Raw genomic sequence first — 17,479 nt, forward strand, 5'->3', positions numbered from 1 at the left:
GAAGAATTTTCAATGATAGATATCAATAAAAATTATTTATTATTGGCTATTAATTACTATTAACTATAAACTACTAACCAAAATGACATTCTATAATCAAATTGTTGACAAACGTCGCTTAAAAAAACTAATCGCTTTAGCTTTTCGTAATTATGGTTCAGCTCATAGTTCTCAAGTAGCAGATGATTTAAAAGACTTAGGTTTTCGCTATGCAACTAAAGCTGGAGTTTCTATTAGTATTGATGACTTGACGGTTCCTCCTGCTAAGAGAGGAATGCTTGATAGTGCTGAAAAAGAAATTAATAGTACAGAAGCCAGATATGCTCGTGGAGAGATAACTGAAGTAGAACGTTTTCAAAAAGTTATTGATACTTGGAATAGTACGTCAGAAAAACTTAAGGATGAAGTTGTTCGCAATTTTAGACTAACTGATCCTCTAAACTCTGTATATATGATGGCTTTTTCTGGAGCGCGTGGCAACATGAGTCAAGTTCGACAGTTGGTTGGAATGCGTGGTTTAATGGCTGATCCACAAGGTCAAATCATAGATCAACCAATTAAAACTAATTTTCGTGAGGGTTTAACAGTAACAGAATATGTAATTTCTTCGTATGGAGCTCGAAAAGGATTAGTAGATACTGCTCTTAGAACAGCTGATTCAGGATATTTAACTAGAAGACTAGTGGATGTTTCTCAAGATGTAATTGTTCGAGAGATAGATTGCGGAACTCGTCGTGGTCTAATGGTTAAAGCTATGAAAGATGGTGAGCGTGTAAAAATAGCATTAGGAGACCGATTATTAGGACGAGTCTTAGCTGAAGATGTAGTAGTGGGAAATGACATCTTAGCTAAAAGAAATCAAGCTATTGATGCAGAGCTCGCTACTAAAATTGGTAATAGTGTAGAACATGTAATAGTACGTTCACCTTTGACATGTGAAGCAGCTCGCTCAGTATGTCAGTCCTGTTATGGATGGAGTTTAGCAACAGGTCGCTCAGTAGATCTGGGTGAAGCAGTCGGTATAATTGCAGCTCAATCTATTGGTGAGCCCGGAACTCAGTTGACTATGAGAACATTTCATACTGGAGGAGTTTTTACAGGTGAAGTCGCTGAACAAATTAAATCTCCTAATGAAGGAATTATAAAATGGGATAAAGGATTAAGTGCTCGTAAAGTACGTACACGTCATGGGGAAGATGCATTCCAAGTTGAAACAGGTGGAGAATTAAATTGGTTCTCTAAAGAAGGCGACAATAAATCTAGCTATTTGATCACTCCTGGCTCTGTTTTATTTGTTGCTGATGGAGATGATGTCCAGAAAGATAGAATGTTAGCTGAAGTTACATCTGCCAAAACGACTTGTGCGACAGAACGTGCGACAAAAGACGTATCAACTGATCTAGCTGGGGAAGTATTTTTTGCAAGTTTAGTTGCAGAAGAAAAAACTGATCGCCAAGGTAATACGACTCATATTGCCCAAAGAGGAGGTTTAGTATGGGTACTATCAGGAGAAGTATATAACTTTCCCCCTGGGGCAGAACCAATAGTGCTAAATGGAGATCAAGTAACAGCAGAAGATGTATTAGCAGAAACTAAACTAGTATCTCTTAATGGGGGAATGGTTCGATATCTTCCTCAAAGTCGTGAAATAGATATTATTACTGCTTCTGTATCTTTAGATACAGCTGAGATACGTAGAGAAAGTAATGGTGGACATGAACAATATATAGTTTATACAGCTGATAATCAAAGATTTTTACTAAAAGCAACTCCTGAAACAAAAGTACAAAATCATGCAATTATTGCGGAATTAATTGATAATCGTTATGAAACTTCTACAGGTGGTATTCTACGTTATGGTGGTATAGAGGTAGCAAAAGGAAGTCGTAAAACTGGTTACGAAATACTAGGAGGAGGAACTTTACTGTGGGTTCCTGAGGAAACTCATGAAGTCAATAAAGATATCTCTCTACTAATAGTTGAGGATGGGCAATATGTTGAAGCAGGTACTGAAGTAGTAAAGGATATTTTTTGTCAGTCTTCAGGTGTTGTTGAAGTTGTTCAAAAAAATGATATTTTACGAGAAATTATTATTAAACCTGGAGAATTTCATCTAGATGTTGACCCAAATGAAGTTGTATTGAAAAACGAAGATCTCGTTCCTCCAGGAACAGAAGTTTTACCCGGTGTTGTCAGTACTGATCTACGTCAAGTTGAATGGATTGAAAGCACTGAAGGACAAGGTCTACTGCTACGCCCTGTTGAGGAGTATAATATTAATCATAAGCCAAAAGTTCCATCCCAAAATTCAATTAATGGAAGAGATCTAGAAAGACATATTGAATTACGACCTATACAAAAATTATTTTATAAAGATGGAGAAAGGGTAAAATCAGTTGATGGAGTCCATCTCGTAAATACTCAGTTAGTACTGGAGATTGATACTGGAAATGATCAATTATCTTCTACTTTAGTTGCAGATATTGAATTAAAAGATGATGATACAAAAGATTGCCAGCGTTTACAACTAGTTATTCTAGAATCTTTAATACTACGTCGAGATCTTGATACAGATCCTCATGGTGGAATAATTAAGACTAGTGTTTTAGTATCTGATGGAGATCAAATATCTCCAGGTGATGTAGTAGCAAAAACTGAAATTCGATGTAAGGAAAATGGACAGATTCGAGGAATAAAAGATGGTCTTGAGGCAGTACGTCGTCTTTTAGTAGTAAGAGATGAAGATATTCACACTTTTACATTAAGCGAAGAACCTCAAGTAAAAGAAAATGACTTAATTGTGGCAGGGGCAAAACTTGCTCAAGGAATAGTTGCACCTGATTCAGGATTAATATCTTCTATAAATCAGATTAATTCATCAAAGTATGAAGTAACTCTACGATTAGCTCGCCCTTATAGAGTTTCTTCTGGAGCCATTTTACATGTTGATGATGGAGATTTAGTTCAACGTGGAGATAACTTGGTCTTATTAGTTTATGAAAGGGCCAAAACAGGGGATATCATACAAGGTTTACCTCGAATTGAAGAATTATTAGAAGCTCGAAAGCCAAAAGAAGCCTGTGTCTTAGCTAGAAAGCCAGGAGTTTGTCAAATCGAATACAGCGATAATGAAATTCTATCAATGAAAGTTATTGAAGATGAAGGAGGAGAAACTGATTACCCTATTCTTCTTAACCAAAATGCTATTGTCTCAGACAACCAAAAAGTTGATATTGGTGAACATTTAACTGATGGTCCAGCTAATCCACACGAATTATTAGAAGTCTTTTTTAATTACTATGTTGATAAAAAAGGAGTCTATGAAGCCGCTTTAATTGGTTTACAAGAAGCCCAAAAATTCTTAGTTGATCAGGTACAGGTTGTTTACCAATCTCAAGGAATTGATATTTCTGATAAACATATTGAAGTCATTGTTCGCCAAATGACTGCAAAGGTTAGAGTTGATGACGGTGGAGATACAACAATGTTACCTGGAGAATTAGTAGAACTACGTCAAATAGAACAAGTTAATGAAGCTATGTCTATTACAGGTGGTGCGCCGGCTATGTATACTCCTGTTTTGTTGGGAATTACTAAGGCTTCGCTGAATACAGACAGCTTCATAAGTGCAGCATCCTTCCAGGAGACCACTCGTGTTCTAACAGAGGCAGCTATTGAAGGAAAGTCTGATTGGTTAAGAGGCTTAAAAGAAAATGTAATTATTGGTCGTTTAATTCCTGCAGGTACTGGCTTTAATGCTCATGAAGAAATGCTTACAGGAACTGTAGATACCAATGATGATAATTCTGATAATCACTATGAAAAAGAGAGTAAGCGGTATGATACAGAGCATTCAAATCGATTGCTAGGATCTACTTTGGATAAAGTAGATGAGAATATGATCTTAGACGATAATATTGCTCGTGCTTATACTAAAGCAGATACTCCTTGGAATATTAATACTAGAACAAATAATGATGAGTGAATAAAACTTAATTTATTATCCTAGACAAAAACAGAATATAATATTCTCTTATGGTATTTGTTCTTTATTTTGATTATATTTTGAAGATATTGTAGATCTTCAAAATATAATCAAACGGTTATATACTAGTTTATATATCTTAAATAAGCTTAAAATATATAAATATGGAAAAATCAAACTTAGCTATGGATTTAAGTGCTTTAAGACAAGAATATAATTGTGAAGGCCTAATAAAAAAAGACTTAGCTTTGGATCCTTTTCATCAGTTTGAAAAATGGTTTAAGCAATATACACAAGCGAATCTACCAGAACCAAATGCAATGGTCTTAGCAACTGTTTCGGAAAGAGGAGAACCTTCGACAAGACTAGTTCTTTTAAAATATTTTGATAAACAAGGATTCGTCTTTTTCACAAATTATAAAAGCAAAAAAGCTAAACAAATAGAGAAAAATTCTAATGTTGCTCTATTGTTTCCATGGTTTCCTCTAGAACGTCAGGTCAAAATCCAAGGAACAGCTAGCAAAATATCAATAACAGAATCTTTGGCGTATTTTGTTAGTCGTCCTCGAGGTAGTCAAATAGGTGCTTGGTGCTCACACCAGAGTACTGTTGTATCTTCAAGAAGTATATTAGAAAATAGCTATGAAGAGTTAAAGATAAAATTTCAAAATAAAACAATACCTCTGCCATCTTTTTGGGGAGGATATCGTGTAGTTCCTAAACAATTTGAGTTTTGGCAAGGACGTAGTAATAGACTACATGATAGATTTACTTATAGCTCTACAGATGATGACCATTGGAGTATTGACCGTTTATCTCCTTAGCCTAGTTCTTCTAGAAGAAAATATTAATTGTATTATTACTTTAATCATAGCTAAATGCTTAAACAATAAAAATCCTACCGAATGAAAAGAATAACTATTAATTAATGTAACAATTTAGATTACTCTAAGGTTACAACCTCATTTATTTTTTAAAAATTATCTGAAAAGTAAGTTCTATAGCCATATATTCAATCAGATAAAATATTTTAGGTAGAAAAATCAAAGTATAATTTTCTAATAGTAAATAATAAGTATAAATTAGTTTAGTAATCCATAAATTTTCATTATGTATGAGAATAATAATTCAATAGTCTAAAAATAAAAGAAAGTTAATTAGATTAGTCAATATACAATAAATAAGCTTCTTAAAGTTAAGCTGAAAATCCGTATATGTTTTGCTTGGATTATTAAGGTTATGATTGATATTATTATAATTACGATATTTATTCTGGTAGCTGCTGGAATTGGTTTCAATAGCGTTGACTTACTTTCTTCAGAATTACAAAAACAAATTTCCGATATTAATAGCTTGCGATGTTTAGGAGCTTTTTGTTCTTCAATTTTAGGACTAATTTTTGGTCTAGTTGCACAAACTACATATAGACATATAGAAGCAGAGATTAAGTCCATTTCCATAGAAGTTATTCTAACAAGGTCAATAGGACTTGTTATAGGACTCATTATCGCTAATCTTACTATTGCCCCAATCTTTTTACTACCGATACCTCAAGAGTTTACTTTTATTAAACCTATGGTTGCTATTCTAGGAAGTATTTTATTCTCTTTTATGGGAGTTAGCATAGCAGGTGTTCATCAAAGAAAACTTCTAAGATTTGCGAATTTTAATATTACAGAATCCGGTTCAGCTAAAGAAAACAAGTTTGAGGATGTCTCTATCAAAATTATTGATACTAGTTGCATAATAGATGGACGTATAGAAAAACTTTTATATACAGGATTTATTGAAGGAAGAATTCTGGTTCCTGAATTTGTATTACAAGAATTACAAATATTAGCAGATAATAATAATGAGCAAAAACGTTTTAAAGGACGTAGGGGATTAGATATATTACATAGAATGCAGGAATCGTTTCCTGATAATCTTTTTGTTTATCAAAGTTATTATAAAAAAGTTTCTACTGTTGATGCAAAATTAGTTGATCTTGCAAGAGAAATTAATGGGATTCTTTTAACGAACGACTACAACTTAAGTAAAGTAGCTAGCTTACAAAAAGTTGCTATTCTTAACATTAACGATATAACCGAAGCTAGTCGCTTAATTTACTTACCTCAAGATATATTGCATCTTAAAATCATTAAGCCAGGACAGGAAACTAATCAAGGAGTAGGATATTTGGAAGATGGCACGATAGTAGTTATAGAAGAGGGAGAAAAGTATATAGGAAAAACTGTAAGCGTACTTGTAACCTCTTTGTTCCAAACTTCTACAGGGCGAATGGTTTTTGCCAAAGCTCAGTCAGTTATATCTTAGTATTAAAATTATTGTACATTTTACAGTTATTAAAATTTGTTTTGAATTAAGTACAATTTAATTCTTCAAATATATTATGTCTTGTATGCAATCTTTTTAAATGAGATTCGAGTTCATAAGTTAATCTTTCAGAATCATTTTTAGTGTCTTGGAAATCATATATAGTTATATCCATAGGTAAACCAATATTCACAACAACTTTTGTCCGCCAAGAAGGGAAAAATTTACTGTATTGAATACTAATTGGTAGTATTTTTACTGTATTACTAGGTTGTTGATACTTAACGTCTATAACAATATGTGCTGTACCTCTTTTCAAAGTTCTAACCTGGGATCCCCTGAAAATACCTCCTTCTGGAAAAATAACTAACATTTTTTCTTTTTTTAAAATCTCTATACTATGATCTAAGCCACCACCAATTAATTGTTTAGAGTTGATGGGAAAACCTCCTAACTTCCGGATAAACCAACCTTGAATACCTTTCATTTCACTAGAAGACACCATAAAATTGAGATCTTGTCCACTCGCTACACGACCTACGGCATAAGGAATTATTAAGGCATCCCAACGAGAACGATGGGATGGAGTTACAATTACTGAACCATTTTTAGGAATATTTTCTTGTCCTTTTATTATCAAACGACCAAAATAAAATGGCAAAATTATCCAGAATCCTAAAATATAAGCAATATAAATTAACCAGGGAGAAATTTTAGGTTGTAATTTTTCATGAGAATGATTGAAGATATACATACAGTTAAACAAAAGTTGTAAAAATAATAGATTCAAACATTAGTTACCAAGCATCTTTTGGACTTTTTCTTGTAAATGTTTGTTTTTCGCGACTATTTCCTCAATTTTTAGAAACCTTGATAAATCTAATCCCTGAGTTTTTACAGTACTTTGTCTCTTTTTCTCTGCATTGTTCATAATTTCTTCAAGTTTAACAACAACTTTTCGAAATCTATCTAAATCTTCTGAAGAATTATTAAGACTGGGTTGTAACTGTCTTTGATTTTTATTAATTTCCATAAATTTCTCAGGAGTTAGACCTTCCTTTTTCATTGCTTTGGCCATGATATGTTGCATGTTCATTTCAATTCTTTGAAATTGCTTAATTACATTTACAAATTGCTTTAATTCTAAAGGACTAATTTCCTGTGAATAAATAGTTTCTGTTTTTATGGTAGGCGATAAAGGTGCTTGAAATTGAGATTTAACTTTCTGAGGAAATGAAAACAATAAAATTGTAACTATACTTCCTAATATGGATATTTTAAACATAAACTTTTTCCTGAACATTTATTTATAATTCCAGTATAGTTAATTATCTTAGACTTCTATTGTTTAAATTGCCACATATTTTGAGCTATTAGTTATTGAAATTTTCTTTAACAAAAATAGATTTATTTATTCTTTATAATTTAATTCAATGAAACATATTTTATAATCATTATAATCTTGGTAGGTACGGATAAAAGTCTCTCCATGCAAATCCGGCAATTGATTTTAATTTTTGTGAAATTCAACACTATGAGTCAGAAAAAGAGATTAAATATTATTATTAAGGGTATTGTTCAAGGTGTTGGTTTTAGACCTTTTATTTATAAACTATCAATCAAGTTAGACTTAAAAGGAATAGTTATTAATTCTGGATCAGGAGTTATTGTCGAGGTTGAAGGAAATAAGTACAATCTACAAAGTTTTCTATTAAAAATACATGAGGAAAAACCTGTAATATCAAAAATTGATATTATAAAAGTTATTACTCTTGAACCTGTCGGATATCCGACTTTTGAAATAAAAAATAGTATTAATGACAAAAAAAATGTTACAGTTCCTCCTGATCTAGCTACATGCCAGGATTGTTTAGAAGAGATTTCTGATCCTAATAACAGAAGATATTTATATCCTTTTACTAATTGTACTAACTGTGGCTCACGTTATAGTATTATCCTTGGACTACCGTATGATCGCTCTCAAACAAGTATAAATAAGTTTACTATGTGTAAATTTTGTAAAGAAGAATATAAAGATTCTTTGGGCAAGCGATTCCATTCTCAAGTAAATTTCTGTCCCTATTGTGGTCCAGAGTTAAAACTATTAAATAATAAAGGTCAAATACTATCATATAGTCTCGAAGCATTAAGACAATGTATTAATGAGCTTAAAGCTGGAAAAATTATTGCAATTAAAGGATTAGGTGGATTTCAGTTTATTACTAATGCCAGAAATATAAATTCAGTTAATAAGTTAAGAAAATATAAAAATCGACCTGCAAAACCATTCGCTTTAATGTATTCTTCATTGGAAGCTATAAGAACTGATTGTCAAATTAGTTTGTTAGAAAAAGAATTGTTAATTTCGCCTCAAGCTCCTATCGTTTTACTTAAGCGAAAAACTAATAATAGTCTGAATTGTAATATTGCACCGAATAACCCATATTTAGGAGTTATGCTTTCCTCAACTTCTTTACACTATTTATTACTAAAAGAATTAAATTTTCCGCTTATCGTAACTAGCGGAAATATTAATAGTGAACCTATATGCATTGAGGAAGGAGAAGCTATACAGTCTTTAGGACCTATCGCTGATTCATTTTTAGTTCATGATTTACCAATTATTCGTCCTATTGACGATTCTGTAGTAAGAATTATACAAGGAAGAAAAGCATTTATACGATGTGCTAGAGGATATGCACCTATATCTTTAATGATGAACAAACAATTATATTCAAATTATAAAAAATTTATAAACATACCTAATGTTCTAGCAGTTGGAAGTCATACAAAAAACACTGTGGCCATACTAAAAAATAACCAGATTTTTGTAAGTCAACATATTGGAGAACTGAGTACACTAAAAACCTTTGAATCGTTTAAGAATACAATTAATAGTCTTAAAGCCTTATATCAATTTAAACCACAAATTATAGTATGCGATAAGCATCCTGATTATGTATCCAGTCATTTCGCGAAAGCTCAGAAGTTACCTTTGGGAAAAGTCCAACATCATTATGCTCATGTACTTTCTTGTATGTTAGATAACCAATTGAAGCCACCGGTTTTAGGAATCGCATGGGATGGAACTGGATATGGTAACGATAGTACGATTTGGGGAGGAGAATTCATACTAGTTTTAAATAATTATTACGAAAGAATTGCCCATTTTCATCCTTTTAAGCTTCCAGGAGGTGACAAGGCTATTAAAGATTCTAAGCGTAGTGCATTAGGCATGCTATATGAGATATCAAATTTTAAAGATAACTTAGAACTGTCTTTCTTGAAAGAATTCTCAAAACAAGAATTATCTTTATTACAACAAATGTTATCTCTTAATATTAATACATTTTTAACCACAAGTGTAGGTAGACTATTTGATGGAGTTGCAGCAATTTTAGGAATATGTTATGAAAATACTTTTGAAGGGCAAAGTAGTATGATGTTAGAGCATGCTACTATAAGTTCCGAAACTGAGGACAGTTATACTTATACGATAAGGGAAAAAAAATATCCTTATATAGTAGACTGGAAACCAATCATAAAAGAGATAATTCAAGATTTACTTAGTAAAGTACCATATGGAGAAATTTCCGTAAAATTTCATAATACCCTTGCTGAAATTATTGTTGATATTGCTAAAATATCTCAGATAAAAAATATTTTATTAACTGGAGGATGCTTTCAAAACAAATATCTTACAGAAAGGGTAATTTTTAGGTTAGAGCAGGAAAATTTGGTTCCTTTCTTTCATAAACATATACCATCGAATGATGGAGGTATCGCTTTAGGACAAATCATAGCAGAGATTATCCATAAATAATAATTTTTTAATAAGGTACGAAAACGTTAATAAGAATCTATAGTTTAAATTTTAGAGAACTTTTATTCAATTAAATAGATTAATAAAACTTTTTCAGTTTCAATAGAATGAAAAGCTTTATAAAGTTCGCTGTGTATATATTCCATACAAACTGGTATAAAAATAATGTTTTTATTAATGTTATCTTTTATACAAGACGATGTAGACTTAGTTATTATATTAAATTCAAAGATTTATTATGGAATTAGTGTTTCCTAAAGATTTAAGATTCTTAGATTCTCATGAATACGTTCGTTTAGATGAGAAAAGTGCCATTATTGGAATTAGTGCTTATGCTATTGAACAATTAGGAGATATAGTATTCTTGGAATTGCCCAATATAGGAGATATTATACGCACTGGAGAGAGTTTCGGTTCAATTGAATCAGTCAAGGCGGCTGAGGATCTTTATCCTCCAATTTCAGGGATCATCATAGATCGTAATGAGAGGATAATTGAAAATCCAGATGAAATAATCGATGATCCTTATGGAGATGGATGGTTGTTAAAAGTACAAATTGAAGATTTTAACAACGAATTAAAAAATACTTTGTCAGAGCAAGAGTACAGACATATGTTAAATGAGCATACTTAAACAATGAAAAAATCTAATTATTAATAGGAATTAAGCCGTAGAGTAATTAGTAATTAAACATCTTCAAAAAGTTGAATGTTACATCTTTTTTGCCTGAAAAATACGTTTTACTACTGCTTCAACAACTTTATCAGGGGTTGAAGCTCCAGATGTAACTCCAATAGTTAAAGGTGTATTAGGAAGCCAATTATCTTGAACAACTAAATCTTGTGTTAATGGTTTATGTTCAATTCTGTTTCCTAGAAGAATACGTTTTTCACTATCTATATGATAAGAAGGAATTCCCTTTTCTATAGCGATTTCCTGTAAATGTGTAGTATTAGATGAATTAAAACCACCAATAACTACCATTAAAGAAATATTTTCTTCTACTAGGTTCAACATAGCATCCTGACGTTCTTGAGTAGCATCACATATTGTATTAAAACTCATAAAATGTTTATCTAACTCAACTGGACCATACTTTTTTAATATAGTCATCTCAAACATTTTTCCAATTTGTTCTGTTTCACTCTTAAGCATAGTTGTTTGATTAGCTATACCTAGTTTTATTAAATCTTTATCTGGATTAAAATCTTCTGAGCAAGCATTTCGAAATTTTTCTAAGAATAATTTTTTATCTCCTCCATTGAGCATATATTCACAAACATAAGCTGCTTCCTCAAGATTTAATACGACTAAATAGGTTTCAGCAAAGGAACTAGTAGCGACAGTTTCTTCATGCTTATATTTCCCATGAATTATAGATGTATAGTTTTTTTTCTTATGTTTTTCAACTGAATTCCAAACTTTAGAAACCCATGGACAAGTTGTATCAATAATAGTACATCCTATACTGTTCAAAAATTGCATTTCTGTAACACTTGCTCCAAAAGCAGGTAGTATAACTACATCTCCTTGTTTCACAACAGAAAAATCTTTGTTTTCACCAATAATTTTAATGAATCCAACATTCATTTCCAACAAACGTTGATTAACTGAAGGATTGTGAATAATTTCATTAGTAATCCATATTTGTTTATCTGAAAAATGCTGACGAGTTTCATAAGCCATAGCTACTGCACGTTCAACTCCCCAGCAAAAGCCAAAAGCTTCTGCTAAATGGATAGTTATATCACCTTGTTGCCACCGATAGTTATTGTTACGAATTTTTTGAATTAGAGAACTTTGGTATTCTGTATTCATTACGCCCATAACTTCAGCCTCATGCCCAAAACCTTTGCGATGATAATGTATAGACTGTTGTAAAGATCTTTTAAAAGCTTTTGTATCCATGGTATCGTAAGACTAAATTTATAATTGGTACTAATTATCAATCATCTTTCATAAATGATCAAATTTGTTTAAGGAATTAATTGAAATTATACTAGATCGTAATAGCAGTTTAAGTATAAGAACTGTTATTTGAACTAATTTGTTCAAACTATATAATTTAATAGTTGATAAATCTAAGTTATTTTTTATGAGAACTTTAGTATTTAATCAAAGTATTATTGAACAATATATGTGAGATCAATCACTAACTATATTAGTTAATGGAATATAAACTCTTGCAATAATCAGTCAAAAACTAATATTAAATTATCTAAATTTTTATCTATATAATTTATAAATTGTTCTAAATTTAAAACAAATCAATTTGCATAGAATTTTTGATGATACTCTAAACTTAGAAAATTACGGCAGAAAATAAGCTGTGTTGAAAATATTCTTTCAAATATAAAAAATCTAAACATTTTAAGGTTAAATACTTTATCTTAGTTTAATTTATATATATTTTCTAATTTACAGCTATCATTTAGATATTGCTTTTTGATATGGTAAATATTAAATAATATAGTATTGATTTAATCTTTTTTTATGAATAATCCTTTAAAAGAATCTTCTTCGCAAGAAGTTAGCCCTTTAAGCTGTCTTATTGGATCATTTTTAGCCGGAATATTAGGCTATGGACTTTATGTATTAACTAGTTCTATTATTTATTCTTTTTATGCTAAGCCTTTAATATCTTCTAATCTTTTAACTATAAAATTAGGAAGTTTGGTAAGGACCTTAGTCATGGGCGTTGCTTCATTAGCAACTTTTATATGTTTCTTTATATCTTGTGGGTTAATTTTATTAGCTTTTCAATTATTTTGGAATAAAATTAATCGTACTTAGTTGAAAGATTTTTTATGATACTTTTATTTACTTCATTAAATTCATAAATTACTGTTTTATTTTCTCTTAGCCTACCCAATCGTGTAGGCTTTTGATGCTTTAGTCCCACTAAAAGTAATCCAGCATTATCTGTTTCAATAATAATACTTTTTTCTCCCTGCCATACTTTTTCTATTTTTTCGTTAAATAATCCATTAAACTTTATATGATTATCAACTATTACTTTTAATGTTGACTCTCCTTTCCCACTAACTTTTACTACTATATTACTCTTATCTATTCCAGAAGATAATGAATTTACAGTAATTTGATCTGAAATACTATCATATTTCTTTTCTAAAAAAAAAAGAAATACAGTCAAAATGATATTGATTGAAATATAGACATTAAATATATAAATAAAGTAGCAATATAAAGGCTTTAATGAAATGGATAATGGTTTAGAAAAAATTTGTGAGTAAGAAGTAGATTTAGATGTAATATTACTTAATGAGTCGACTGGTAACCCCTCAACCAATTTTTGTCCATCTAAATCTAAGCAATTAGCGAATTTTCTTATTAAATTTTTTGTATAAATTATTTCTGACAATTTATTTAAATGACCATTTTCGATAGCTTTTAAAACATATATTGGAATACTTGTTTTTTGAGAAATAGAAATAAGTTTTAAACCTTTTTTTTTTCTGGCATAAAAGAGTTGATTACCAATTTCTCGTAAAGTATCTTCCTGCATTTTATTTTTTTTCACTAGAAGGAAAGTAGTATATTTAGATTGACTGAGATTACTCATTTTAGTGGATAATAAGGTTAAATAATACCCATTATTTTCTAATATTTATCAGCTAATGTTTTATTACATTATTATGAAATAATTTTGTCAGATATTTTAAAGTATTAACTTCTGAAGAATTCAATAAACGATAATTTCCAATACTTAAGTTACTAGCTTTAGAAGTTAATAAAGATATAGGCCCAATAGCAGTACGATGCAGTTTCATAACATCTAACTTAAATTGCTGCGCAATACGGCGAATTTGTCGATTTTTACCCTCTGTCAAAATAATTTTTAAATTCGTATATTGTCCATTATTGTTAAGGATTTCTATATAAGTAGGTAAGGTTCTCCTTCCGCCCAAGATAACACCCTGGCGCCAATTTTTTAATATTTTTTGTGTAAAATTGCCTCGTACCATAACTTCATATTTTTTAGGTAAATGGTACCGTGGATGAGTTAATTGTAAAGTTAAATTTCCATCATTTGTCAATAATAAAGCTCCGGAAGAATTCATATCAAGTCTTCCGACAGGATGTATCCCTATTCCTTTTCTTAAACTATTAGGAAGTAGTTCCATTACAATAGGACGATTTTGAGAATCACTACAAGAACAAATTACTCCTACAGGCTTATTCATTAACATATAGAGTAATTGTGGTTTTTTATTGGATTCAATTAACTTTCCATCCAATTTTAAAAGATCATAAATTGGATCTGCCTTATCTCCTAATACTGCAACTTTTCCATTTAATTTTAATCGCCCTTCTAATATTAAAGTTTCTGCATGACGTCTGGAAGCAATTCCCCATTGAGATAAGATCTTCTGTATTCGCTCTTCCACTTCTATTAAACCTCAAAATGTTAACAAAACTTCCTATCTTTATATTCACGTATTAACAAGACTACATAAAATTTATTTTATGTAGTCTTGTTAAAATTTATGAAACGCTATTGGTCTATTATCTAATAAATAATTAAATGTAATACATGACATTTTGAAATTAAACAACAAAACGGAAACTTATACTTTATTTTTTTCAATTTCGATTTACATATTACAAGCTAAACCTATAGAATTTGTTTTAATTTATTAGCTATTATTTTCTTCTTGATACGAATTAACTTATACACACTCTCTTGTTGCATTAAAGTATAGTCTGACTTTGCTAAATGTAATTTATCCAAATATTTTTTTTCGCTAACTATTAATATATTTTCCTGACTATTTATTTGTTGAAAATATTTTATAGCAAACCCATTATCAATATCAGATTCTGTTATTGAGTCAACAACACCTTGTGTATAAAATACCAAACTCGGACGCATAAAACCTAGAAAAACTAGTCTTTCGTTTGCCTCTCTTTCAGTTTTTATCAAATTGGCAATTTCTCTCAAAGGTAAGTGTCTTTGACTGTCAACAAGTTGTGCAACTGGTAAGCAAATCCAAGAAAAGAAACCTAAAAATCCTAATAAGTTAGCAACCCACAGCCAAGAACGATAATTGCGAATCCAAACTAACAATAGAGCAAAAAAAGCGGAAAACGACCAAATTATTCCTCCTTTTACCAATAAATGAGATCTTAGTAGGAAATTTTCTAGCTCGGGCATCACAGGATCATTTCCAATGAAATGATGGCTATAGAAAATGGCTGTAGCAAACCCAATCAAGATACCAATATTAGCAATACAACTTATTAAAAATAAAAAGGGCCATATTTTTGATGACTGTTTATTGTTATTGATTCGTTTACCCCAAAATAGTGTTAATATAACCGCTACAGCAGGAATAGAAGGTAAAATATAACTTATTAGTTTTGTTGCAGAAATAGAAAAAAATAGGAAGATTACAATAAACCAGCATAGACAAAATATGCCTAAATGATTACTACGGGAAGAGTTTACTAGTTGATTTCGTTTCCAAAATTTTAGTTCAGCCAATGCAAGGGGAAAATAAACTGACCAGGGTAACAACCCTATAATAATAACAATTGCATAGTAATACCAAGCTCCAGGATGACGGCTTACGACACTTGTAAATCTCTGGACATTATGCAATCCAAAAAATGTATTAATATACTCTTGCCCATGAGCCATAGTAACTAGAATAAACCAAGGAGTGGAAATTAGAGAAAAACTCAACAATCCAGATATCCAAGAAATTTCTTTAATAACTGGAACAAGCTGCTTTACATATATTAAAAAAACAGAAACAATGATACCAGGTAGGACTAGAGCAACAGGGCCTTTTGCAAGAATGCCTAAAGACATAAAAATCCAATATCCAAGATACCACAACTTTTTGACCGATAATCCTAAGTAAGTACAAGAACCTTTTCCTTGTTGCACATAGCCTAAAAAAAAAGAAAATAACGCTAAAGATATACTGCTTGCTAAGAAAATATCAGAAACACTTGTTCGTCCCCAAGCAATCCAGAAAGGATTTAATGCAATAATTCCTGAACCAATCCATGCAGAAAGCCATGGTTTTGTAGTAGAAGAAAGACCTTTTGATGAGATAGTATCACCGAAATTTTTTAAAGTATAAAAAGCTAGTATTATTACTAAGATCGCTGCTAACGCTGAGGGAATTCTAGCTCCCCACTCATTAATTCCAAATATTTTATACGATAAGCCAATAAGCCAATAAGTTAGAGGTGGTTTATCAAAACGTACTTCTTGATTCCAATATGGAGTAATCCAATCTCCTGTAACTACCATTTGCCGAGCTGCTTCTGCAAACATCGGTTCTGTTTTATCTAATAGACCAATATTCCCTAGTTCTGAAAAAAAAGCAATAGAACTAATTAAGAATAGCCATAAGAATGAAAATAACCAAAGTGTTTTTTTATCCTTCTTCCAAGCATCGATAATTTTATTCTCAAACATTGATGATTTTATTCTGTTTATTAAATTTATTTTTTTATTTTTTCATCTTTAAGAATCAAGGTACTTATTATTAATGGACTTTAATAAAGTGATACAAAATAGAAACCCCATAAAGGCAATAACAGTACCTGCTAGTAAATCAGTATACCAATGAATATTTAGATAAATACTTGACCACCCTATTGTCATAACAAAAAAAATAGAAATGGTATAAAAAAAAGCTTTCCATTTTGGAAAATAAAAACCCATTAGATAAGAGAAATATAAATATAGCATCAAATTTCCAGATATGTGTCCACTTGGATAACTTTTCCCGTGAACATCAATAAGACCTGGAATTGGGCGAATACGTCCAAACCATGGTTTTAATATTTTATCAATTACCAATAAAATTCCCATAGCTGAAATAGCTAATACTTGAGCCTCTTTCCAATAAGATTTCCAACATAAAAATCCTAAACTTAGGATAACAATACAAGCTGCAACTTCTGATTCCCCTAAAAAATAGAATATCTTAGCTATTTTAGTTAAGATAGGATGTTGATAAAGATGAACCAACTTTATTAGATTAAGGTCCATAGTATTCAATTTACCTGAGATAACTATTCTAGTTAAGCCAGTAAATAATGTTACAACAGTAATGAAGAATAAAGCAAAAGTTTTATCAATTTTATTCAATAAATGTTTTTTAAATTTCATACTATTAAGTAACTTAAATAGTAGGTATTGCCGTATGATAGCATTTAAGGCTAAATCTAGCTGGAGATCGTTAAAATTAATTCAATTACAATTGAATTTAAGATTTTTTAGTAGTATCAAATACTTAAAGAATACTATAGATTTTCTATATAAAAGAAATATAAATGTTAATAGTTAGAAGTTAGTTAATTATTTAGATAA

At 30.6% G+C, this 17,479-nt stretch carries 13 protein-coding genes; 6 read left to right on the forward strand and 7 right to left on the reverse strand.

What is annotated here, in order from left to right; genetic code table 11:
- Positions 1-82: 82 nt before the first annotated feature.
- From LPC16_RS04375 to LPC16_RS04385, 3 genes are all read left to right on the forward strand, one after another.
- The gene (locus LPC16_RS04375) at positions 83-3,985 is read left to right on the forward strand and encodes a DNA-directed RNA polymerase subunit beta' (protein WP_229636946.1); all 3,903 of its coding nucleotides are present in this window, start codon (positions 83-85) and stop codon (positions 3,983-3,985) included.
- 185 nt (positions 3,986-4,170) lie between these two features.
- Positions 4,171-4,809: a pyridoxamine 5'-phosphate oxidase gene (gene pdxH / locus LPC16_RS04380; RefSeq protein ID WP_229637719.1), complete on the forward strand. Its 639-nt coding sequence runs from the start codon at positions 4,171-4,173 to the stop codon at positions 4,807-4,809.
- Positions 4,810-5,224: 415 nt separating this feature from the next.
- Positions 5,225-6,301, forward strand: coding sequence for a PIN/TRAM domain-containing protein (locus tag LPC16_RS04385; RefSeq protein ID WP_229636947.1), 1,077 nt, complete (start codon positions 5,225-5,227; stop codon positions 6,299-6,301).
- A gap of 46 nt (positions 6,302-6,347) precedes the next feature.
- Here the strand turns inward: LPC16_RS04385 and LPC16_RS04390 are convergent, their stop codons facing one another.
- Complete coding sequence (locus LPC16_RS04390; RefSeq protein ID WP_229636948.1) at positions 6,348-7,055, reverse strand: lysophospholipid acyltransferase family protein; 708 nt, start codon at positions 7,053-7,055, stop codon at positions 6,348-6,350.
- A gap of 39 nt (positions 7,056-7,094) precedes the next feature.
- Complete coding sequence (locus tag LPC16_RS04395; protein ID WP_040055166.1) at positions 7,095-7,586, reverse strand: DUF4168 domain-containing protein; 492 nt, start codon at positions 7,584-7,586, stop codon at positions 7,095-7,097.
- Positions 7,587-7,835: 249 nt separating this feature from the next.
- On the opposite strand from LPC16_RS04395, the gene hypF reads away from it, so the two are divergent.
- Entirely contained in the window at positions 7,836-10,124 is a 2,289-nt protein-coding gene (gene hypF, locus LPC16_RS04400) for a carbamoyltransferase HypF (protein WP_229636949.1), read from the forward strand.
- Positions 10,125-10,362: 238 nt separating this feature from the next.
- Positions 10,363-10,758, forward strand: coding sequence for a glycine cleavage system protein GcvH (gcvH, locus tag LPC16_RS04405; RefSeq protein WP_040055167.1), 396 nt, complete (start codon positions 10,363-10,365; stop codon positions 10,756-10,758).
- Positions 10,759-10,836: 78 nt separating this feature from the next.
- Here gcvH and LPC16_RS04410 read toward each other — a convergent pair whose 3' ends face one another.
- Positions 10,837-12,033: a 4-hydroxy-3-methylbut-2-enyl diphosphate reductase gene (locus tag LPC16_RS04410; protein WP_229636950.1), complete on the reverse strand. Its 1,197-nt coding sequence runs from the start codon at positions 12,031-12,033 to the stop codon at positions 10,837-10,839.
- 585 nt (positions 12,034-12,618) lie between these two features.
- On the opposite strand from LPC16_RS04410, the gene LPC16_RS04415 reads away from it, so the two are divergent.
- Positions 12,619-12,918, forward strand: coding sequence for a DUF3082 domain-containing protein (locus tag LPC16_RS04415; protein ID WP_040055169.1), 300 nt, complete (start codon positions 12,619-12,621; stop codon positions 12,916-12,918).
- On the opposite strand, the gene LPC16_RS04420 is transcribed toward LPC16_RS04415, so the two are convergent.
- The 4 genes from LPC16_RS04420 to LPC16_RS04435 form a co-directional block, all read right to left on the reverse strand.
- The gene (locus LPC16_RS04420) at positions 12,905-13,651 is read right to left on the reverse strand and encodes a helix-turn-helix domain-containing protein (RefSeq protein ID WP_229636951.1); all 747 of its coding nucleotides are present in this window, start codon (positions 13,649-13,651) and stop codon (positions 12,905-12,907) included. The genes LPC16_RS04415 and LPC16_RS04420 overlap by 14 nt on opposite strands.
- A 109-nt stretch (positions 13,652-13,760) precedes the next feature.
- Positions 13,761-14,534, reverse strand: a complete 774-nt coding sequence (locus tag LPC16_RS04425; protein ID WP_229636952.1) for a pseudouridine synthase — start codon at positions 14,532-14,534, stop codon at positions 13,761-13,763.
- A gap of 227 nt (positions 14,535-14,761) precedes the next feature.
- Positions 14,762-16,579: an ArnT family glycosyltransferase gene (locus LPC16_RS04430; RefSeq protein ID WP_229636953.1), complete on the reverse strand. Its 1,818-nt coding sequence runs from the start codon at positions 16,577-16,579 to the stop codon at positions 14,762-14,764.
- A 48-nt stretch (positions 16,580-16,627) separates the two neighbouring features.
- Positions 16,628-17,278, reverse strand: coding sequence for a phosphatase PAP2 family protein (locus tag LPC16_RS04435; protein ID WP_229636954.1), 651 nt, complete (start codon positions 17,276-17,278; stop codon positions 16,628-16,630).
- Positions 17,279-17,479 lie beyond the last annotated feature (201 nt).

The organism is cyanobacterium endosymbiont of Braarudosphaera bigelowii (genome assembly GCF_020885515.1).
GTDB classification, from domain to species: domain Bacteria; phylum Cyanobacteriota; class Cyanobacteriia; order Cyanobacteriales; family Microcystaceae; genus Atelocyanobacterium; species Atelocyanobacterium thalassa_A.

Bases quoted from the DNA above. Each gene is read 5' to 3' on its own strand.
- LPC16_RS04435 (WP_229636954.1), bottom strand. From the start codon at position 17,278: ATGAAATTTAAAAAACATTTATTGAATAAAATTGATAAAACTTTTGCT.
- LPC16_RS04375 (WP_229636946.1), top strand. From the start codon at position 83: ATGACATTCTATAATCAAATTGTTGACAAACGTCGCTTAAAAAAACTA.
- hypF (WP_229636949.1), top strand. From the start codon at position 7,836: ATGAGTCAGAAAAAGAGATTAAATATTATTATTAAGGGTATTGTTCAA.
- LPC16_RS04390 (WP_229636948.1), bottom strand. From the start codon at position 7,055: ATGTATATCTTCAATCATTCTCATGAAAAATTACAACCTAAAATTTCT.
- LPC16_RS04415 (WP_040055169.1), top strand. From the start codon at position 12,619: ATGAATAATCCTTTAAAAGAATCTTCTTCGCAAGAAGTTAGCCCTTTA.
- LPC16_RS04420 (WP_229636951.1), bottom strand. From the start codon at position 13,651: ATGCAGGAAGATACTTTACGAGAAATTGGTAATCAACTCTTTTATGCC.
- LPC16_RS04385 (WP_229636947.1), top strand. From the start codon at position 5,225: ATGATTGATATTATTATAATTACGATATTTATTCTGGTAGCTGCTGGA.
- gcvH (WP_040055167.1), top strand. From the start codon at position 10,363: ATGGAATTAGTGTTTCCTAAAGATTTAAGATTCTTAGATTCTCATGAA.
- LPC16_RS04395 (WP_040055166.1), bottom strand. From the start codon at position 7,586: ATGTTTAAAATATCCATATTAGGAAGTATAGTTACAATTTTATTGTTT.
- LPC16_RS04430 (WP_229636953.1), bottom strand. From the start codon at position 16,579: ATGTTTGAGAATAAAATTATCGATGCTTGGAAGAAGGATAAAAAAACA.
- LPC16_RS04410 (WP_229636950.1), bottom strand. From the start codon at position 12,033: ATGGATACAAAAGCTTTTAAAAGATCTTTACAACAGTCTATACATTAT.
- pdxH (WP_229637719.1), top strand. From the start codon at position 4,171: ATGGATTTAAGTGCTTTAAGACAAGAATATAATTGTGAAGGCCTAATA.